General features: G+C 39.8%; 19 protein-coding genes. 12 read left to right on the top strand and 7 right to left on the bottom strand.

The genetic code is table 11. The annotated features are described in order from the left end of the window. The first annotated feature begins 95 nt into the window (after positions 1–95). Both CTY47_RS04140 and CTY47_RS04135 read left to right on the top strand, forming a co-directional pair. A complete protein-coding gene (locus CTY47_RS04140) occupies positions 96–1412 on the top strand; it encodes a DUF4270 family protein (protein ID WP_099464069.1) in 1317 nt (438 codons plus the stop codon). Next, positions 1399–2607 carry a PorV/PorQ family protein gene (locus CTY47_RS04135; protein WP_099463544.1) on the top strand — a complete coding sequence of 403 codons (1209 nt, stop codon included), beginning with the start codon at positions 1399–1401 and terminating at the stop codon, positions 2605–2607. Before CTY47_RS04140 ends, CTY47_RS04135 begins: the two co-directional genes overlap by 14 nt. A gap of 103 nt (positions 2608–2710) precedes the next feature. Here CTY47_RS04135 and CTY47_RS04130 read toward each other — a convergent pair whose 3' ends face one another. The 4 genes from CTY47_RS04130 to rplS form a co-directional block, all read right to left on the bottom strand. Further along, positions 2711–3151: a LytR/AlgR family response regulator transcription factor gene (locus CTY47_RS04130; protein ID WP_099463543.1), complete on the bottom strand. Its 441-nt coding sequence runs from the start codon at positions 3149–3151 to the stop codon at positions 2711–2713. Positions 3152–3284: 133 nt separating this feature from the next. After that, positions 3285–4046, bottom strand: a complete 762-nt coding sequence (locus CTY47_RS04125) for a LytR/AlgR family response regulator transcription factor (protein ID WP_099463542.1) — start codon at positions 4044–4046, stop codon at positions 3285–3287. Further along, the gene (locus CTY47_RS04120) at positions 4043–5251 is read right to left on the bottom strand and encodes a sensor histidine kinase (protein WP_099463541.1); all 1209 of its coding nucleotides are present in this window, start codon (positions 5249–5251) and stop codon (positions 4043–4045) included. Before CTY47_RS04120 ends, CTY47_RS04125 begins: the two co-directional genes overlap by 4 nt. A 164-nt stretch (positions 5252–5415) precedes the next feature. Next, positions 5416–5763, bottom strand: coding sequence for a 50S ribosomal protein L19 (gene rplS / locus CTY47_RS04115; RefSeq protein WP_099464068.1), 348 nt, complete (start codon positions 5761–5763; stop codon positions 5416–5418). Positions 5764–6162: 399 nt separating this feature from the next. Between rplS and CTY47_RS04110 the strand changes: the two genes are divergently transcribed. Continuing rightward, positions 6163–9144: a glycoside hydrolase family 3 N-terminal domain-containing protein gene (locus CTY47_RS04110; protein WP_099463540.1), complete on the top strand. Its 2982-nt coding sequence runs from the start codon at positions 6163–6165 to the stop codon at positions 9142–9144. Between the two features lie 95 nt (positions 9145–9239). Continuing rightward, positions 9240–10268, top strand: coding sequence for a threonine-phosphate decarboxylase (locus CTY47_RS04105; RefSeq protein ID WP_099464067.1), 1029 nt, complete (start codon positions 9240–9242; stop codon positions 10266–10268). Between the two features lie 67 nt (positions 10269–10335). Here CTY47_RS04105 and CTY47_RS17060 read toward each other — a convergent pair whose 3' ends face one another. Next, positions 10336–10506 carry a hypothetical protein gene (locus CTY47_RS17060; RefSeq protein WP_199163391.1) on the bottom strand — a complete coding sequence of 57 codons (171 nt, stop codon included), beginning with the start codon at positions 10504–10506 and terminating at the stop codon, positions 10336–10338. Between the two features lie 137 nt (positions 10507–10643). Here CTY47_RS17060 and CTY47_RS04100 point away from each other — a divergent pair, with 137 nt between their 5' ends. Beyond that, a complete protein-coding gene (locus CTY47_RS04100; protein ID WP_099464066.1) occupies positions 10644–11381 on the top strand; it encodes a lysophospholipid acyltransferase family protein in 738 nt (245 codons plus the stop codon). Between the two features lie 10 nt (positions 11382–11391). Here the strand turns inward: CTY47_RS04100 and CTY47_RS04095 are convergent, their stop codons facing one another. Continuing rightward, the gene (locus tag CTY47_RS04095; RefSeq protein WP_099464065.1) at positions 11392–12903 is read right to left on the bottom strand and encodes a capsule assembly Wzi family protein; all 1512 of its coding nucleotides are present in this window, start codon (positions 12901–12903) and stop codon (positions 11392–11394) included. A 144-nt stretch (positions 12904–13047) separates the two neighbouring features. On the opposite strand from CTY47_RS04095, the gene CTY47_RS04090 reads away from it, so the two are divergent. After that, complete coding sequence (locus tag CTY47_RS04090) at positions 13048–14427, top strand: protein kinase domain-containing protein (protein WP_099463539.1); 1380 nt, start codon at positions 13048–13050, stop codon at positions 14425–14427. 15 nt (positions 14428–14442) lie between these two features. Here CTY47_RS04090 and CTY47_RS04085 read toward each other — a convergent pair whose 3' ends face one another. Next, a complete protein-coding gene (locus CTY47_RS04085; protein WP_099464064.1) occupies positions 14443–15444 on the bottom strand; it encodes an alpha/beta hydrolase in 1002 nt (333 codons plus the stop codon). A gap of 230 nt (positions 15445–15674) precedes the next feature. Here CTY47_RS04085 and rpsF point away from each other — a divergent pair, with 230 nt between their 5' ends. The 6 genes from rpsF (at position 15675) to dnaA (ending at position 20890) form a co-directional block, all read left to right on the top strand. Next, positions 15675–16028, top strand: coding sequence for a 30S ribosomal protein S6 (gene rpsF / locus CTY47_RS04080; RefSeq protein ID WP_099463538.1), 354 nt, complete (start codon positions 15675–15677; stop codon positions 16026–16028). Between the two features lie 2 nt (positions 16029–16030). Beyond that, positions 16031–16300, top strand: a complete 270-nt coding sequence (gene rpsR, locus CTY47_RS04075; protein WP_005637107.1) for a 30S ribosomal protein S18 — start codon at positions 16031–16033, stop codon at positions 16298–16300. Between the two features lie 21 nt (positions 16301–16321). After that, positions 16322–16765 carry a 50S ribosomal protein L9 gene (rplI, locus tag CTY47_RS04070; RefSeq protein ID WP_099463537.1) on the top strand — a complete coding sequence of 148 codons (444 nt, stop codon included), beginning with the start codon at positions 16322–16324 and terminating at the stop codon, positions 16763–16765. Between the two features lie 180 nt (positions 16766–16945). Beyond that, the gene (locus CTY47_RS04065) at positions 16946–18193 is read left to right on the top strand and encodes an N-acetylmuramoyl-L-alanine amidase family protein (protein ID WP_099463536.1); all 1248 of its coding nucleotides are present in this window, start codon (positions 16946–16948) and stop codon (positions 18191–18193) included. 45 nt (positions 18194–18238) lie between these two features. Continuing rightward, on the top strand, positions 18239–19123 hold the full coding sequence (locus CTY47_RS04060; protein WP_099463535.1) for an MlaD family protein: 885 nt from the start codon (positions 18239–18241) through the stop codon (positions 19121–19123). A gap of 369 nt (positions 19124–19492) precedes the next feature. Then, a complete protein-coding gene (gene dnaA, locus CTY47_RS04055; protein ID WP_099464063.1) occupies positions 19493–20890 on the top strand; it encodes a chromosomal replication initiator protein DnaA in 1398 nt (465 codons plus the stop codon). Positions 20891–20943 lie beyond the last annotated feature (53 nt).

Raw genomic sequence — 20943 nt, 5'->3', positions numbered from 1 at the left:
TTCGTCGATTATTCTTGTTTGGGAGATGCATTAACATGTCCTTTGCAGAAAAATCAGGTACAATAATCCGAAGGCAAATTAATAAGTATAATTCTATGTATAGACAATCGCTGTTTTTTATCCCTTTGCTCTTTCTGCTGGGAGTCTCGTCATGCTATGATGATGCAAATACATTTGGGAGCGGATTGGTAGAATCTTCTTTCAGGAATGTGGTAATAGATACTTGCACGGTAAATATAACTTCCGTGTTGATCGACTCTTTGGAGACTTCCGGCAAAGAGGTTGCGTTGATAGGACAGTATACGCATCCGTTTTGGGGAACTGTCTCTTCTTCTTCTTTTATTGCATACAAGCATCCAAGCTATGAGACGGATATAGCAGAGTCTGTAGTCTTGGATTCTTTGATGCTGTCTTTGTCATACAATGGCCACTTTATAGGCGATACCGCACTGGTACAACGATTCAGTATTCATAAGCTGACAGAGAAAATCGTACTGAACGATAACGATTACCTGTATAATAACTCCTCGGTGCAGTATGATACCGATCCGCTGGCTGTCGTTGCTTTCAAGCCAAAGCCGGGCAGTGGCGACCGGTTGGAAGTGCGTCTTTCGGATGCTATCGGACAAGACTTGCTCACCCGGCTGCATAATCGGGACGATTTGGTATCGGACGACCGTTTTGAAGATTATTTCAAGGGGATCGTTATTATTCCTGAGAAAACGGAAAGCCAATCTCTCCTTTCGTTCAATGTCTCCGATTCTTCGGCTTTACTGAACCTGCATTATCATGTTATAGGAGAGGTAGGAACGGAAAGGACGCTGTCTATACAACCTAATACAGACACTCAGTTTAACCATATAGACCATGACCGTACAGGAACTTTGCTGGAGGGTTATCCGTCTAAGCAAGTAGAGATATCTTCGTCGTTACTCGATGATAAGGGATTCCTTTTCTGTGGACTGGGTTGGTACACACGTCTGGAATTCCCTTTTCTGAATAACATTATGCAGCATGGCGAGCAGGTGCATATAGATCAGGCTTTGCTGAAGATCTATCCAGATCCGTCAACCTATTCCGACTTTAATCCGCTGCCGGACAGTATCTATCTTTATATTGCGGACGAGAATAATGTGGTGACCGATGCAGTAAAAGACTATCTTGGCTCTGAGGTGCAAAGCGGTGTGCTGGAACGGAATGATGCGGATAAGGGGAATACGTATTACTATTTCGATGTAAGCGATTTTATGCAGGAAGAACTGGGTACAATAGGCATGTATAAACACAATCTGCAATTTGTATTCAGTTCCGACGATTATACTGGCACTTTCCGAAATCTTACTTTCAGCGACCAGAATGGCCGTTCTCCTATTGTATTACAACTAACCTATAAGATTTATGAAAGCTATTAAGCGAAGCACTGCATTTGTTTTCCTGATGATGGCAACTTCGGCCGTTGCCCAGAATGTAATGACTTCATCGCCATATTCTATGTTTGGAGTGGGCGAGATTGCCTCCGGATTGTACGGACAGAATGTGGGTATGGGAAATGTAGCGTATGGCATGCGTGGTTCTTTTCTTATTAACAGTGATAATCCGGCGGGTTTGACCGCTCTGGATAGTTGTTCCTTGATGGCCGAAGCATCTGTATTCCTGAAAAGTGAATCTTATAAATCGGGCGGCAATTCTAACCATGCCGTATCGGGCAATATGTCGGCCTTCTCGCTGGGTGGACGGATTATGCCGCGATGGTATATGGCTGCAGGAGTTACTCCATATAGTTTTGTGGGGTATTATTTCCAGAGTTCGCAACCGCTGGAAGGTTCTGCCAATACGTATTACCAGAGTACTTTTGAGGGTGATGGAGGGCTTTCTAAAGCGCATCTTACGCAGGCTTTTATGCTGACGCGGAATTTGTCGGTTGGCGTAAACCTGAACTATTTATTCGGCAATATTACGCAGACGGAAAAACAGAGTACGATGTCGATAGACCAAACCTCGTTTGCACAGGCTTTCCTGGCCGATTTCGGACTTCAGTATCATCGTTCCATAGGGAAGGAAAGTGCCCTGACGCTGGGTGCTGTTTACGGGTACCGTCAGCGAATCAGTATGAGTAACTCTATTACCATTACAAATGGCGAAGCTGTAACCGAACAGAAGCAGAAGAAGCAAAAACAATATCTTCCTCAGTTTATCGGTTTGGGCGGCGCATGGCAATATAAAAAGATGACGTATGCGCTCGATTATACGTTTCGGGAATATAGTTCTCTGGTGTCGGACGATAATTTGGTGAAATTTAAGGATACACACGAATTGCGTGCCGGAGTCTGTTATTCTCCGAATGGCTTTCTGTCCGAAAGCGTATGGAGGCGTTTCTCTTATAAAGCCGGAATAAATCTTTCTACTCCGTATATGCGGATTCGCGGAAAATCGGGAAATGCTTACCGTGTAAGTGCCGGTTTGGGAATGCCGGTACTGGGCGGACAGGTAAATGCAGCGGTCTTCTATGAACGGTCTTTGTGGAAGGGTAATGTGCTGGATAGAAGGATTATAGGTGCTACGGTGACCTACACATTAGGCGAGCGTTTGTATAAAGTGAAGCTCTGAAAGAAAGACTGTTTTTCGTGATAGTGTATCACCCTATAAGGTGACAGACTCCCACGGCATAAGGTGACAGACTCTCACGGCATAAGGTGACAGACTTCCACCATTAGCAGGTTAGCAGAGCCAGCCTGTTCATCAGTTCCGGCAGGTAAGAATCGCTGATCGGGATCAGCTCTTGTCCGATACGGATCCGTTTCCGTTCGATATAGTTTATTTGGGCAAGGGCAATGATATAGGAACGGTGTACGCGGCAGAAACTTTGCGTGTCGAGATATTCTTCAAAACGTTTCAGGCTGACTTGCGAGAGCAGAGGCTTGCCTGTTGTGCGGTGAACCTTGACGTAGTCGCCATATCCTTCCAGAAAAAGAATCTCGTCACGGTGCAGACGAATGATCCGGCTGCCTTCGCGCACAAAGATTGGTTGCTCGGTTTGCTCTTTGTTCAGTACTTCGTGTACATCGGCCAGAGCTTTGTCCAACTTCTCGAAATAGCCCATCAGGGTGTTTAATGTGGAGGCATCTCCATCAAAGGTTATACATTTCAACATAGCGTTTCTTCCTTTCTTGTTTTATCACCGGCAAATTAACCTGAAACTTCGGTGAACAAAGGTTAAGGCCGGATAAGTGGTATAACTTTGGCGGTGAAACGCCCGCCCTGGAGGGGTGAAAAGACTTCCGCTTCTATCCTTCTTCCAGAAGAATCCATTTCTTAAATACCGGCGTTTTGGTTTTGCTGATGATAATACGTTCCGGTACGGGAAGGGTCAGGTTGACAGACAAACGGCTGCCAAACCATAGATCGATGTCTTTTATTGCTTTACGCGAGATGATGAACTGGCGGTTGGCCCGGAAGAATATCTTTTCGTCCAGTTGTTCATTCAAGGTATCCAGGGTGCGGTCTACAGGATGAGTCTTTCCGTCGGAAGTATAAGCCGTTACTTTTTCATTGGAAGTGTAGAAATAAAGAATGTCTTCCACCGGTAACGGATAGAATTTATCGGCCAGCATAATGAGAAGGCTTTTTACCGTATGGCGGTTCTGGATTGTACTGTTTGTGTTTTGTATGTGGGCTTTCCGCTCTTCGGGATCAAAAAGGCGGAGTTTGTTCAATGCACGCTCCAAAGATGTTTGCGTAACGGGTTTCAGTAGATAGTCGATACTGCTTACCTGGAAGGCTTGCAGTGCATATTCGTCGTATGCCGTAGTAAATACAACCGGCGAACCTATTTCCACCTGCTCGAATATCTTAAAAGCTGATCCGTCCGCCAGGTGTATGTCCATGAAGATGATGTCCGGATGAGGGTGCGACTTGAACCAACTGACGCTTTCTTCGATACTTTCGAGCTCTGCTATAACGCTAATATCGATCACGTTGTTGTGTTCCAGTATGGCTTTCAGACTGCTTACGGCAGCCGTTTCGTCTTCTATGATAATTGCATTCATGATCGTACGGGTGAGTTAAGTAAAGGAAGTGATACTTTGAAATATTCTTTCCGGTTCGAGATTTGGATGTCTTTGCCTGTCAGCATGCGATAACGCCCCCACAGGTTTTTAAGCCCGATGCCGCTGCCCGAGCTTTCTTCGGCTTTGGGTTGTATCTTGTTGGAGATAACTAATAAATTATCAGACGTTGTGTATATATCTATCTGCAACGGATATTGCTTGCTTATTACGTTGTGCTTTACAGCATTCTCTATTAAAGGCAGAATGCTCAGTATAGGCAGATACCATAGTAGAAGAGGCGTATCGGTCTGGAAAGAGAAAAAGAGCTTCCCTTCGTACCGCACACTAAGCAGATAAGTATAAGCCTTGACAAATTGGAGTTCTTCCGCCAGGGTAACCAGCCCTTTCTTGTTGCTTTGCAGAATATAACGGAATACATTCGATAATTCACCAAGATAGGTTAGGGTCTTCTCTTTCTCTTCGCTTTGGATGAGGGAATTTAACCCATTCAGGGAATTGAAAAAGAAGTGCGGGTTGATTTGTCCCATTAAGGCATTATAGGTATTCTGTAGCTTTTCGGTTTTAAGTTTCTCATATTCCAGCATCATCTCTTGCCGGCTGTTTAGTAGCCGGAATAGCAATGCTGTCAGCATAATGGTAAGCAATACAAACAGGTGTTCTGTCACCAACGGGTGTGGAAATGGTTTTATAGGAGTTATGTCCGGTGCCTCTGTTTTGAACTCATAGTGGGTGCCTAATATGTCATCTATGCTGAAAGAATGTATGGTAGTTTGTGTGGCTTGTACGGTAGTTGCATTGAAGAAGGCGCTTTTTTTATCCAGTATGTCTACCATTATGAAATCGTTGATGATAGGGTATAGATTGAATATAACGAAAGCCGTGACGAAACTAACAGCTATTACCAGCAGTATTGTCTTATATTCGGTCTTTTTGAACAGTTTGTCACCTAACTGGTATAACTGATCGTTTACAATGAATAACAGGAAGGCGTAGCTGAAAAACCAGATCAGGGAGAAGTATAAAAAATAATTATCCTGTGGAGGTATGGGGAATATGTTAGGCATATTTGCCAATTCATTCTCTTTGTTGTAGCTACGCATTAACATCGAGAAATTTACAAATAGCGAGATCAAAACAGAAACAGTAAATCCGATAAGCAGATCATTCTTTTTGGATTGTTGCATGGCAGTCTCTTTGTTTACGGGAAACAAAGATAAATAATCTGTTTGCTTGCAGGAAGGAGAATCGATGAAATGGCAAAAAGTGTCGGTGAATCGCCTGTTATATAACAAAAAGGCCGTTCGATTTTATTCGGACGGCCTTTTGTATGCAATAGAACCGGAGGGTATTAAACTCTCTTTTCTTTGATTCTTGCTTTCTTACCGGTAAGAGCACGCAGATAATACAATTTAGCGCGACGAACTTTACCAACTTTGTTAACGGTGATGTTTTCGATGAACGGTGATTCGATCGGGAAGATTCTTTCTACACCTACATTTTCTGACATCTTACGAACAGTGAAACGTTTTTTGTCTCCGTGTCCTGAGATACGGATTACAACGCCTCTGTACTGCTGAATACGTTCTTTGTTACCTTCTTTGATACGGTAAGCTACTGTAATAGTGTCGCCACTTTTGAATGAAGGAAGCTCCTTCTTGGTAGCAAACGCTTCTTCTGCAATTTTAATTAAATCCATTGTTTTATAGCTTTTTAATTGTAATTTATGAATGAAACGCAATATAACGGGCTACTATGTCCCGACAGAGATTACGCAAAGCGGATGCAAAGTAACGAAAGATTTATTTGATACGCAATAAATTATTGATGTTTTTTAGAAAAGACATCCGGATAGGGCTATCACTATACGTTTTAAAATCATCGGGATGTTTTTGAAAAATGATCCCGATGGTTTTAGAAAAACATCCCGATGATTTTTTTATGGCATTTGAACCGGTTTGGCTGCTTACCTTTTCAGGTTTGATAGCCTACCCTGTTCTGTTTAGTTGCTGACCCAAATACCGCTAAATGTAGGATGCGTAATCGAAAAGTCGAATTTATTTTGTATGTTTGAAGGGTTAATGTGTATCGAAGAGTGATGAGGAAAGTTATATATACAGCCTGTTTGTGTTGGTTTGCAATAAGTTGTTTTGCGCAGGCAGAGCCTGATTTGATGGCGAAAGTTGATAAAGTGAAAATGAACCAATGGGTGGATTCTGTTTTTGATGCAATGAGTTATGAAGAGCGCATCGGGCAGTTGTTCATGGTTGTGGTGGATCCCAAGTCTGATGCGAGGAATATACAGAAGATGATGCGCTACATAAATGAAATACATATTGGCGGTATTTTATTTCAAAAAGGTAATCCGGTTACACAGGCGGAAGTTTGCAATCGTGCACAAAAAGCGTCTCGCGTACCTTTGTTTATCTCTTTGGATGGAGAATGGGGCTTGTCTATGCGCCTGAACGGTACTACCCGTTTCCCGAAAAATATGATGCTGGGAGCAATAGAAGACAATAATCTGATTACAGAGTATGGGAAGGAAGTTGCCCGTCAATGTAAAGAACTGGGTATTCAGATTAACTTTGCACCCGATGTGGATGTAAATAGTAATGTGGAAAACCCGGTAATAGGGCTCCGTTCTTTCGGCGAAGATCCAAATGCGGTAGCAGACAAGGGCATTGCTTATGCTAAAGGACTGGAGGGAATGGGAGTGATTTCTGTTTCGAAACATTTTCCCGGGCACGGAGATACGTCGGATGATTCACATAAAACATTACCTTCTGTTTTTCATTCGCAAGCCCGCTTGGACAGTGTGGAACTGTTGCCTTTTAAAAGATATGTCGATAATGGATTTGCGGGCGTAATGACCGGGCATTTATATGTACCTTCGCTTGATAATACTCCGAATCTGCCGGCGTCGTTATCATATAAGATAATAACGGGGTTACTGAAGGATAAGTGGGGATTTAAGGGATTGTGCTTTACCGACGCATTAGCTATGAAAGGCGCTACGACTAAAAAGACCGATAATCCTTCCGTAAAAGCGCTTCTGGCTGGTAATGACGTCTTGCTGGCACCGGCAACTCCTATAAATGATTTTTCGGCTGTAAAAGAAGCTATAGACGAAGGTATTCTGTCTCTTGAAGAAGTAGAAGCCAAATGTCTTAAGATATTACGGTATAAATATATTACGGGATTGAATCGATATAGTCCGGTAAAAGTACAGGGGCTATCCAAACGGCTTAATTCTCCGCATGCTGCCTGGCTGGCGGCTAAACTTAATGCCGAGGCAATTACGGTATTGAAAAATGAATCGGACGTTCTTCCTCTGAAACAGCTGGGAAAGAAGAAGATTGCTGCTTTGGCTATTGGCGGAGACGTTGGAAATGAGTTCCAAGCGATGTTGAACCGTTATGATACTGTGGCTTGTTTTAGCATCGGACGCAATTCTACGGCTGCATATATACAAAACGTATATAACCGGCTTGCCGGTTATGATATAATTATCTGTAGTGTACATACGGTTCGTATTCCGGAAAGCCTTGCTTTAAAGCAATTAGCTGCAAAGAAAGAACTGATCTATGCGTTCTTTACGCTTCCTTATTTTTGTAAAGATTATAAAAACTCTGCGACGAAGGCCAAAGCGTTGGTAATAGGATATGAAAATACACCTTTGGCACAGGAATATGCCGCCCAAGTTATATTTGGAGGTATAGGAGCTAAAGGTAAGCTGCCGGTTTCCATTCCGGGTTTGTATTATTCGGGGACAGGTATATTTACGGAAAAGACACGTCTTGGCTACCATGAACCGGAAGAAGTGGGAGCGGATGCCGGTCGTTTGGATGAGATAGACCTGATAGTATCGGAAGGATTGTCGAAAAAGGCTTTTCCCGGTTGTCAGGTATTGGTTGCTAAGGATGGTATGGTGATTTATGATAAATCGTTTGGCCGTTATGAGTTTAGCGGGACCCAGGATGTGGTTGATAACTCGGTTTATGATTTGGCTTCTGCATCGAAGGCCGCCGGTACATTGTTGGCCGTGATGAAAGCTTATGATGAAAAAAAGTTTACATTAAATAGCAAGATAGGCGATTTTGTCCCGGAGTTGAAAGGTTCCAATAAACAGAATTTGCCGGTTAAAGATTTACTTTATCACCAATCGGGACTAACTCCTTCCATCAATTTTTATCTTGACGCAATCGATAGGAATAGCTATAAAGGAAGTCTGTACAGTAACACAAAGAATACAAGCCATCCTGTACGGTTTGATTCCAATACGTATGTACGCAATGACTTTAGATATTATCCGGATTTGGTTTCGGATAAGAAAAAGCCGGGATTTACAACCGAAGTTGCCCGTAATTTCTATATCAGCGATTCGTTTAAAGACTCTATAATTCAGGATATAAAGAGTTCCCGTTTAGGAACGCGTGGCAAATATGTCTATAGTTGTATTAACTTTATTTTGCTGAAGATGATGGTTGAAAACCAGATGAAGAAACCGATGGATCGTTTGCTTCATGATGATTTTTATGCAGGGTTAGGAGCATGGCATACAACTTATAATCCGTTAAGGGTGATGGATACGTTGCAAATAGTTCCAACGGAAAACGATCTGTTTGTGCGCCGGCAGTTACTGAGAGGTTATGTACATGATGAGGCGGCGGCATTTCAAGGTGGTGTTTCCGGTAATGCAGGCTTGTTTTCTAATGCGAACGACCTGGCCAAAGTGATGCAACTATTTTTGAACCAGGGTGTATACGGAGGCGAACGGTATTTGTCGGAAGAGACATGCCGTTTGTTTACGCAAAGCAAAAGCCCTACATGCCGCAGAGGATTAGGATTTGATAAACCGGTGGTTGGTAATGTGAAAGCATCTCCCTGCTCTCCTCAAACGCCGGTTTCGGTATATGGACATACCGGATTTACAGGAACTTGTTTTTGGGTGGATCCTGATAATCAGATGATTTATATATTTCTGAGTAATAGGGTGAATCCTTCGCGGGCAAATAATAAATTGAGTTCATTAGATATTCGCACAAGAATACAGGACGCTATATATAAAGCGATAAAGTAAAGTGTCTGTTTGTTTAACGTAGAGTAAACACGAAATAATTAGTATATTTGCGAATCTTTAAATGAATGATTAATTACTATAAAAACTACTGGAGTATGCTATTCGGACACGGTGATGATTTCTACAATTCTCAGAGTGAAATAAAGATAAATTTTAGTTCAAATGTATGGCACGGAGCTAATTTGGACAAACTGAAAGTAAACCTGATTGAGCAATTCGATAAGTTGACACGCTATCCGGAACCGGATGCAGCCCAACTGAAGCGTCTTCTGGCCCGCCGATATGAAATAAAAGAAAATAACTTGGTAGTAACGAATGGTTCCATTACTGCATTTTATTTGCTGGCTCAGGCATGGAAAGGGGCTAAGTCGATGATCGCGGTTCCTTCTTTTGCTGAATATGAAGATGCCTGCCGTTTGCATGGGCATGAGGTAAGTTTCTTTTCTACTTCTGATGACTTGGCCGAATTATCGTTGGAAGGACAGGATTTCTGTTGGATATGTAATCCGAATAATCCGGATGGCAGACTGATTCACCGTACTGAATTATTGTCTCTGATTGCTGCAAACCGTCAGACTAAGTTTATTGTGGATCAGGCTTATGTTGCGTTTACAACGGAAGACATGTTGAAGCCGACGGATGTCTATAATCATGAAAATCTGATTATTGTTCAGTCTATATCCAAAGCTTATAATATACCGGGATTGCGTATTGGCTATCTGATTGCATCTCCTGCTATTATTGAAGAGGTTAATAAGTATATTATCCCCTGGTCGGTTAATGCGGTGGCTATAGAGGCCAGCAAGTATATCCTGATACATCCGGCTCAGTTTACTTTGCCTATTCGTAAATGGCAGCGTGAAACGGCCGAATTCATTTATCAGCTCAGTAAATTGGATGGCCTGGAAGTCATACCTACTGCTACGACTTTCTTTTTGGTACGCTTGAAGAAAGGTACGGCAGCCGATCTGAAACAGTATTTGCTGAGTAAATATGGAATATTAATCCGGGATGCTTCAAACTTCCGCGGGCTGGATGAAACTTACATTCGTCTGTCTACGCAGAAATCCGACGAAAACCAGGAACTTGTAAATGCCATGAAAGAATGGCTGGAACAACAATAAATAAAAAAGGACGATCCTATATAAGGATCGTCCTTTTTTATTTTTAATCTCTCGGAGTTTGTGTGTCTTAATCAACTCTTTTGTTGATAACGATATGACCGACGTAGCCCAGAATAATAACTCCAAGGCCTGTAAGAAGAATACTGTTTGAAATACCTCCGGTTAATGCAGGTACAGCCAGAATGATCACACCGATTAGGAGTACGATAACCCCAAGATTTTTAATTAACTCGTTCATGGTTATAGATGTTTTATAATTATTTTCTTTTCTACCGCAAATAAAGTAATAATAACCCGATTGCAAAAATATTTTGGAATAAAAATAACAATTCCTTTCAATTTAGCTTTTATATTTGTAGAATAATAAGTATGCGTATGGTACGGATTCTTTACATGATTTATTTATGGTTGTTTTTTGTACCTGTATTTTTGGTACTGACAATACTTACAGCTTTGACGGTAATTATAGGGTGCCTGCTCGGAGGCGAGAAAATCTTTGCTTATTATCCCGGCATGATTTGGTCCAGGCTTACCTGTTATCTGGCTCTTTGTCCGGTAAAAGTGAGAGGGCGTGAAAATATTAACCACAAACAATCTTATGTGTTTGTTTCTAATCACCAGGGGGCTTTTGATATATTCTTGATTTATGGTTTTCTGGGAGTTCCTGTCAAATGGGTAATGAAAGCCGGTATAGCTAAAATTCCGTTTGTGGGCGCAGCTTGCCGTGCTGCAGGTTTTATTTTTGTAGATAACTCTACACCTAAAGCGGCTGCACGTAGTGTTTTAGAAGCTGAACGATGTTTAAAGAACGGGGCTTCTGTAGTTGTCTTTCCAGAAGGTTCCCGTACTTATACCGGAAAGATGATACGTTTTAAAAAAGGTGCTTACCAAATGGCGGCCGATCAGCATTTGCCTATTGTCCCTATTACATTGAATGGGCCGTTTGACGTGTTGCCGATCGGATCAATTAATGTTTGTCGGCACCGGATGGAGATGGTTATTCATCCGGCACTATTTACTGATGGGATGGATATTTCCCATAAAGGATTACAGGAAATGGCTGATAAGACGCAAGCTATTATAGCTTCTTCTCTTTGGGATAAATATAAATAAAGCATGGATTTTATTTCCATGCTTTTATTATTCCTCTTTTGGCTACACGTAGGCTGAAACCGGCATTTTTGCCGACCATTGTTCCTGTATCGGCTGCAACAGATCCGGTAAATGTCCATCCGTTCAGACGGGGATGGGTGTAAGTTATGTCGATAAGGCTGGATGTCCCTTCTTTCTTGTTGCGGAAAGGATGATAGGATGTTCCCCAACCATTCATCCATGTAAAAAGAACCCGGTAAGATATTTGTGGAGAAATATCACCTTCTGCCCCTATGTGCCAGTCTTTGATGCGATTATTTGTAAACCCCAGTTTCCCGTTCTGATTATATTCGGGTGAAATGATTAATGGAGAACCTAATCCTCTGTTGAAGTAGGAGAGTCCGGTCTTATATTCCAAGTTGTTGTAATAGTCGTCATTACCACCTCCTATTCCCGGATGTTTGTCGTGATCGAAATCAATAAAGTGCATTGGACCTGTTTGATTACGGGTCAGAACATATTCGGTAACAACTTTGCGTAGCCAGGGAAGTTTAGGGAGATCTACTTGTATGCCATATAATCCGTCTGTGCCGTTATTGAATATCATGCCGGATTTGTCGTTGAAATAATGCTGGTGATAGGCATGTACGGCCCAATCCTTTTTGGTGAAGCTAAGCTTGAAGTTGTAAGAACCGTAATGGCTGCCCAGTACATTTATCTGATCCGAAACAGTGGCGTTATCCCCACCTTTACTGCCACATACAACACGGATAAAATCTTTGAAAGAATGAGGTTGGGCGCCTATTTTAGGATCGGTGGATGTTCCGCCCCATTGTGCATAATCCTGTACGCCGATTGTTCCAGATAGGGGAAAATCATTCCGGGTATCTTTTATTTGTACATAAAATGATTTATGATGCCATAATACATTCTTGATGTATACTTGCTTTTTTGTTGTGCCTGTTTCTTGCTGTTTATTTGTGAAATTTGCTAGATAATCCGTGTCAAAGGAACGGCCAGCGGCAAAATCTCCTTTTACCTGCATCCATCCTTTTGTTCCCGGAACAACGGTGAATTGAGGCATGCTTAATTTTATTTCCGGTATAGGGCGCGCATTGGAAGAATGTACCAAATCACCGGAACTTAAATTTTTGTCCCATAAAGATGAATAATCCTCTTTACTTCCAATGCTTAATAACAGGCTTTTGTATCCTATTTCGGCGAAAGCTTGCTGTATGAATATGTTATGATAACGCGGAGCGGTTGCCACTACCTCCAGTCCGGCGCCCCAGCGAAATCCTTTACCGAATCGTTGGTTGTGATAAACACCTGCATTTAGAAAGCCATTGTTCGCATCCAGAGGTACTATTCCATATCGGTTGCTAAGCATCCAGAAAGGCGTGTTGTCTCCACTGCCAACAGATCCGAAGGCTTCGGCTTTATATGTAGTAGCATCTTCTGTATTGTTCTCGCTTTGGGCGAAAGTGGCGGTTGTTAATCTGGAAAAAGCAAAACCTATGAATATCAATCGCATTAATTTCATTGTCTTCATTTTATTGTTTTGCAAAGATACGTATTTATCTATTTTCGCTGTCATGCGTTTTAAAAAAGAGTATTAACCTTTATAAAAATACAAAATATTAGTTGTATCTTTGTCTTAAAGGCTTGATTTAAAATAGAGTATAGTATGCTTGATAAGTACACTTTTGAGGAATTTGTGAAAGTTGAAAGGTATAGATTATCATTGGGTTTGGGCGATTGTGTATTAGAGCCGATGCCTCTTGGACGTGGTGAGAACGGCATTGTTTATAAAGCCCGGATTAATGATACGGTGGTTGCTTTAAAGTTTTTTATTGGCGATGATGAGGCAAATCGGAAAGCTTATCTGAATGATTTTAGAAAAGAATATATCAATATATCATTATTAGAAACGCGCCGGAATATTGTTCAGTACATTGATTTTGACTTACTGCCTGTAAATAGTGAAGAAATTCCGGTATTGGTGATGAAATTGTATAAATGTTCTTTGAAAGAATACCGTTCGTCGTTGTCTCCTGAAATATTTGTGAAATTGTTTCATTTCCTGACTGATACGGTTCAGTTTTTGCATAGTATGGGAGTGGAGCACCGGAATATAAAACCTCAGAATATATTAATAGATAACCATAATGAGTTTGTGCTGACAGATATCGCTTTTGGCGATAGCAGAACACAAACCAACAATGATATTTACACTATCGGGTCTGTTTTGAAATGGTATGCTTTGGGAGAAGTGAACGTGGACGCATCGGTTAGCAGTGTTTTTCCCGGATTGAAAATGTATGACGAGGTAGTCAGACGTTGTTTGTCGTCCGATTTAAAAGACTGTTTTCATACTGTGGATGAAATCCTGGCTTATGTGGAAATCCAGAAAGAGCGAAATCCGAAAGAGTTGATGCAGGAATTTAGTTTGATTTGCAGAAAAAACTTTCCGAAGGAACTGCCTGAATTTGTACATTGCACGGATCATAAAAAAATAAGTAAACTGATGTCGGATTTCATATCGAAGATGGATTTCTTCGGGAATCACATTGTTTATTTTACCGATGTGGAACGTAATGTGTTTTCTCCGCATGTGGGAAAGAATGGCTTCTATAAATTTGATAACTCCACAGAGTTTAAGGTGCTGGATATTTGGATCCATTGCGATGACACGATGCAGAATGATTATATTTTAGTACATCATTCCAATACATTGCCGGAAAAAGTGAACGGCAAAGATTCTTATAAATGGGCTGTTTATGATAAAAAAATGTTGATTTCATGGCCGGAAGCCATGAATGGTTATGCTGAGATAGAGGGCGATATTATACCTCTGGATAAGACTAAGATAGAATTGTTTAACCGTGCACCGCGTGAAGGATATATTTTCATAGCATTGAACCAGTTGCACAGTTTGACATTCCCAGCTAATATCGGAACTTTGAGAGATTACTTTTTCCGGTTTAGTTTTAGTTATGTTAATCGTCTTATCCTTGAAGACATGAATAATCTGGCGCGTCAGCATTTGGCTGCAGTGAGAGGGTAACAGGAAAAGATTATTTTATAATCCTTTTATCCAGTTGAATACAATATGGTAAACATGATCTCTGTATGGCTTTTCCGAAAGAATTAAATCGTGAATGCCGTTTTGGATCGTGTCGCGTGTGACATAGTTCCCGAGTTTACTTCCATATTGTTGTATGTCGTGTACATTCAATACTATATCGGATGTCATATATTCGTTATGCCATTCTTTGCTTTCCGGAAAAGATTTATTGGAAGACATTACCAGAATTGGGCAATCCAGTTTCAGCCCTTTTTGTACTGTTTGTTGTGCTTCTTGGATCGCGTGGATCCATCCGGCCTTTTTAGGATGTCCGAAAATCATCTTCCAATTTGTGTCATATTCCCATTCTCCTTTATACTGCTTCAATAAACTATATGAATAATTAGGATCGCCGTATCCCTGCACTGTCAGATTTGGAAAAAACTTTCCGATAAATGAAACAGCAGGGATGACAATCTTCTCCATAAACCAACCAAAATTCCAGTCCAAAAAAGGACTGTTCAGTATTAACCCGTCTACTGCCAAGTTCCCTTTTTTGCTATTTAGATAATAAGGGGTGATAAGCCCTCCTGTGGAATGCGCCATTAACAAAATCCGATTGTTTCCTTCGGCGCGGATGGTTGCTAATGCTGTGTCGATATCAGCAAAATATTCTTTCAGGCTTTTGCAGAAAAAAGGATTCTGGTTGGGGAGGATAGAGCGCCCGTACTTTCTAAGATCCATTGCATAGAAATTATAACCATGTGCATTTACGCTGTCTCCCAGTTGTTTCTGAAAAAAGTAGTCGTTGTAACCGTGTATATATAATACGGCTTGCTTTACGTCGGATAGTTGCGGCTTTTTTACTAATGTGCATACAACTTTTCCTTCGTAATCGTCCGGCATTTGGAAAGTACGGCGCAAGTAATCGTCTCCCAATACGTCAGGAACGTATTGAGCATGTATGTTTATAATGAATAAGGTAAACAAAAGAGTAAAGAATAAACGTTGCTTCATCTTATTTATATTTTGATTAACGGATGATCTTATCTTTATGAAAAACAAAAGTGGTTGATAAATGTTGGTTGCAAAAGTAGATCATTTTCTTTAAGCAGCTGTTTTCTTCTTGTATGAATTAATGGATCATTCTGTGCCTGAAAAAATATAATTGTCGAAATGTTTGCGGTTTAAGATATTATCGTTACCTTTGCCCCGCAAAATTTTATTAATCATATAACGTAAATTTTATGAACAATTACGAAACCGTTTTCATTTTGACTCCCGTTTTGTCTGATGCACAGATGAAGGAAGCGGTAGAGAAATTCACATCTCTTCTGAAAGCAGAAGGCGCTGAAATTGTGAATGAAGAAAATTGGGGCTTGCGCAAGTTGGCTTATCCTATTGACAAGAAGACAACAGGCTTCTACCAGTTGGTTGAATTCAAAGCAAATCCGGAAACAATCGCAACTTTGGAAGTAAACTTCCGTCGTGACGAACGTATTATCCGTTTCTTGACTTTCCGTCAGGATAAATATGCAGCAGAATATGCAGCTAAGAGAAGAAATTTGAAATCATCTAAAGAAACAGTAAAGGAGAATTAATCATGGCAGCAACTCAATCAGAAATCAGATATTTGACTCCGCCTTCAGTAGACGTTAAAAAGAAAAAGTATTGCCGTTTCAAAAAGAACGGTATTAAGTATATCGATTACAAAGATCCAGAATTCTTGAAGAAATTCCTGAATGAACAAGGAAAGATTCTTCCACGCCGTATCACAGGTACTTCGTTGAAGTTTCAGCGTCGTGTGGCTCAGGCTGTAAAGCGTGCTCGTCATTTGGCTTTGCTTCCTTACGTAACCGATTTAATGAAATAATAAAAAAAGAGGAGACAGAATATGCAAGTTATTTTGAAAGAAGATGTAATCAATTTAGGTTACAAAGACGATATCGTAACAGTAAAAGACGGTTACGGACGTAACTTTCTAATCCCCCAGGGTAAGGCAGTGATTGCTTCTGAATCTGCCAGGAAAGTATTGGCTGAAAATATGAGACAGCGCGCTCATAAATTAGCTAAAATTAAAGACGATGCTCTGGCTTTGGCAGCTAAGTTGGAGGGTGTATCTTTGACTATCGGTGCTAAGACCAGTTCAACAGGTACTATCTTTGGTTCTGTAACAAATATTCAGGTTGCAGAAGCTTTGGCAAAGGCTGGTTACGATGTAGATCGTAAAATTATCTATATCAAGGAAGCCGTTAAGGAAGTTGGACAATACAAAGCTATTGCTAAACTTCACAAGGAAGTTTCTGTAGAAATTCCTTTCGAAGTAGTTTCTGAATAATATAAGAATATCTTATATAAGGAAGAGGACAGTTTTAAAAGGCTGTCCTTTTTTTTATGTGTATAGCAGGGAAAATAACCACTTTATGGTTAAAACGGACTAACTTAATTATCGTAAAAGGCTCCTGTTAATCGGTAAAAAATATTACATTTGTCACCAATTTGTAAGAGCTTTTTTGGTGTGGATAGGAAATATCTTCTATATATAAATTTACTGATCGTTTTGTTTTGTTTTTTGCCTTCATTGCAAGCAAAAGAGAAAACATTTACTCTTGTTATAGACGCCGGTCATGGAGGAAAAGATCCGGGTGCGAGAGGGGCTGTTATAAATGAAAAGGAAATCAATCTGGCAGTAGCCCTTAAGTTGGGACAGCTGGTTGAGGATAATAATGATGATGTTCGTGTTGTTTATACAAGAAAGACCGATCGTTTCATTGAACTGGATGAGCGTGCTAACATAGCCAATCGAAATAAAGCCGATTTGTTTATTTCTATTCATACGAATTCTGTTAAAAAGGGCAGTTCTGCAGCCGGAACCGAAACTTATACTTTGGGATTAGCCCGGAGTGATGAAAATCTTGAAGTTGCAATGCGCGAAAATTCGGCTATTCTTTTGGAAGATAATTATCTGCAAAAGTATGAAGGTTTTGATCCCAATTCTTCTGAGTCATATATTATTTTTGAGTTTATGCAAAATAAACATATGGAGCAGAGCATTAGTTTGGCATCGGAAATACAAAAAGCCTTTGTGACTGCCAAGCGTACAAATAGAGGAGTCAGGCAAGCAGGCTTTCTGGTACTTCGCAAGACGAGTATGCCTAGTGTGCTCATTGAATTAGGGTATATATCTAATCGGGAAGAAGAACGCTTTTTGAAGTCAGCTGATGGACAGAATAAATTGGCGATGGCAATTTATATTGCATTTAATCAGTATAAACGTGATTATGATAAAAGAAGAGGAGCGTTAGCCGGAAGAAGTGTGGCGATGTCAACAACGGGTTCTTCTTCTGAACCGCAAGCTGTTATTGAATCACAAACAAATCAGTTGCCTCCGCCGGGGAGTGAAGAGGATATTCGTCGTAAACACAGGCAGGAATCTCAGTCTCAAAAAACTTCTCAGTCAAATAAATCAACAAAACAGGCACAGGCTGCATCTGTATCTTCAACAGGCCGTGTGAACTCTGATACCTCCGGGAAGGTTATATATAAAATTCAAATCTTCACCTCAGATAAAAAGTTACCCGGAAATTCAAAACAGTTTAAAGGGTATAAAAATGTGGATTTTTATAAAGAGAAGGGTATATATAAATATACTTATGGGGAGACGACAGACTTTAATGCAATACGGAAGATGCGCAGAAATGTGGCTAAAGATTTTAAGGATGCTTTCATTGTTGCATTTAAAGATGGCATAAAGGTAGATTATTGATAATGTAGTAAAGAAACAAGATTATATATTTTATAAATTAAAAAAATGAAAAGTGTATTCACTAAAGAGGCTAAAATCGGATTGGTAACAATAGTAAGTCTGGCATTGCTGTATTTCGGGATTAATTATCTGAAAGGGATAAATTTATTTCAACCGGTTAATCATTATTTTGTGACATTCAATAATGTAAAAGATGTTACAATTTCGAGCCCGGTCTTTGTGGATGGATTTAAAGTTGGTTTGGTTAGAGACATCATATATGATTATAATACTACCGGAAAGATAACCGTAGAAATTAATCTGGAAGAAAATATGAAAATTAATAAAGGTAGTTATATCGTAATAACCAAGAGCTTTTTGGGTGGTGCGGAGTTGCAGATTCATCTGAATACATATGTTGATGATTATCTGAAACCGGGATCAACGATAGAAGGACGCATGGGAGAAGATATGATGCAAGCGGTACAGGAAAATATTCTTCCCCAGATAGAACAAATTCTTCCAAAGGTGGATTCTATTTTAGCCGGTTTACAGACGCTTGTTAATCATCCGGCTCTTTCGCAATCATTTGATCATATTGAGAGAACAACGGGAAATTTGGAGGTCTCTACGCGTAAATTGAATTCGTTATTGGACAAAGACGTTCCTGTCATTGTTGGTAATTTGAAAACAATGACCGACAATTTCTCTCAGGTAAGTGCAAATTTGAAAGAACTGGACTTGGCAACTACTGTTAATTCTATTAATGCGACATTGAATAACTTGAAACTGACTACGGAGAAACTGAATTCGAGTGATAATACTATGGGACTATTGCTTAATGATAAAGCTTTGTACGAAAATTTAAATGGCGCGACGGAGAATGCTTCTAAGCTGTTATTGGATTTGCGTCAGAACCCGAAACGCTATGTTCATTTCTCAGTATTTTAAGAAGTATTGAAAATCTTATATATTGAAGAATTATTTAGAATCATTCTAATTAATAAGAGACAATAAATTTACTTCTTAAAATTGGCTGTAAGGCCTTCAAATAAACACATATAATTGTTTTTGAAGGTCTTTTTTTATCGAAATCGGAGGTGTTCTGATTATTCGGTAAACATGCTAGAATAAAGGCTTTTTGAAAAGGGTGTGGTTTTAATGGTCTAATTGTCAGATAGATATTACTAACTACCTGAGATTAAATGTAATATTAAACAATCAAAATAAGCAAGTAAATTAATACTTTTTTTTTCAGAATTAATTTCTAAACTTTGTAGTCATAAAGAATAAAAGTTATAGTTGGGAGATAAAATAAAAATGCAGACTGATTATCAAACATTGTGGAATAAATGCCTCACAGTTATTAGAGATATTGTGCCTGAGGCCGCTTTTAACACATGGTTTATGCCTATTGTTCCTTTATCGTATGAGGATAACAAGTTTACTATTCAGGTTCCTAGTCAGTTCTTCTATGAATATTTGGAAGAAAAATATGTGAATGTTCTGAAAGTAACGTTGTATCGTGTTTTTGGACAAGGAACAATTCTTAACTACCGTATTATGGTGGATAAGACGACTGGAGGTACGGTTGATTATCCTGCCGAAAACGGATCGATTGCCGTAAAAAAGATAACTCCCAAAGATGCAAATAAGGCTCCGAATCCATTTATTCAGGCTGCACCTCAGGATTTGGATTCACAATTAAATCCTAAATATAGCTTTGATAATTATTTTGAAGGAACCAGTAATCGTTTGGTGCGTGCTGCAGGTGAAGCTATTGCCCAGAATCCTGGTAAAACCACTTATAATCCATTGTTTATTTTTGGTCCTTCCGGTGTAGGCAAAACCCATTTATGTCATGCTATAGGAGCCCGTATACGTGAATTGCATCCAGAAAAGAAAGTGCTTTATGTATCTTCACATCTTTTCCGTGTCCAGTTTACAGATGCTATTCGTAAAAACACGACAAATGACTTTTTGAATTTCTATCAAAATATAGATGTCCTTTTGTTGGATGATATACAGGAATTGATAGGAATGGATAAAACGCAAAATACATTCTTCCATATATTTAACCATTTACACCAATTGGGTAAGCAATTAATCCTGACTTCGGATAAAGCTCCTGTTGATTTGCAGGGTATGGAAGAGCGTTTGATTACGCGTTTGAAATGGGGATTGACTGCAGAACTGTTCCGCCCGGATCTTGATTTACGCAAGAAGATATTGAAGAATAAAATTAATCACGACGGTATTGTTATTCCTGATGAAGTATTTAATTTCATCGCAAATAATGTTACGGAAAATGTTCGTGATCTTGAGGGAATTCTTGTTTCATTAATGGCGAATGCTGTTATTAATAATAAAGAAATAGATTTGTCGTTGACGAAGCGAGTGGTAAGTCAGGCGGTTCGTTTGGAAAAGAAACAAATGTCCGTACAATCTATTCAGGAAATTGTTTGTAAATATTTTAATCTGGATCAGTCAACAATCCAAACTAATTCCAGAAAACGTGAAATTGTACAGGCCAGACAAATTACAATGTATCTGGCTAAGAAATATACCGATTGCTCTTTTTCTCATATTGGTAAAATAGTGGGTAAAAAAGACCATGCGACTGTATTGCATGCTTGCAAAACAATTAAAGACCAAATAGAGACAAATAAGTCTTTTTGTTCGTCGGTGGAGGAGATTGAGGTGCTCTTGAAGAATTAATAAGAATTTTATATATGGTGGAAAGGATACTTCCGAAAGGAAGTGTCCTTTTT

It is taken from the genome of Parabacteroides provencensis (assembly GCF_900232875.1).
Lineage (GTDB): Bacteria > Bacteroidota > Bacteroidia > Bacteroidales > Tannerellaceae > Parabacteroides > Parabacteroides chinchillae.
The sequence above is the reverse complement of the archived record's forward strand: the minus strand, read 5'-3'. Positions and strand labels throughout refer to the sequence as shown.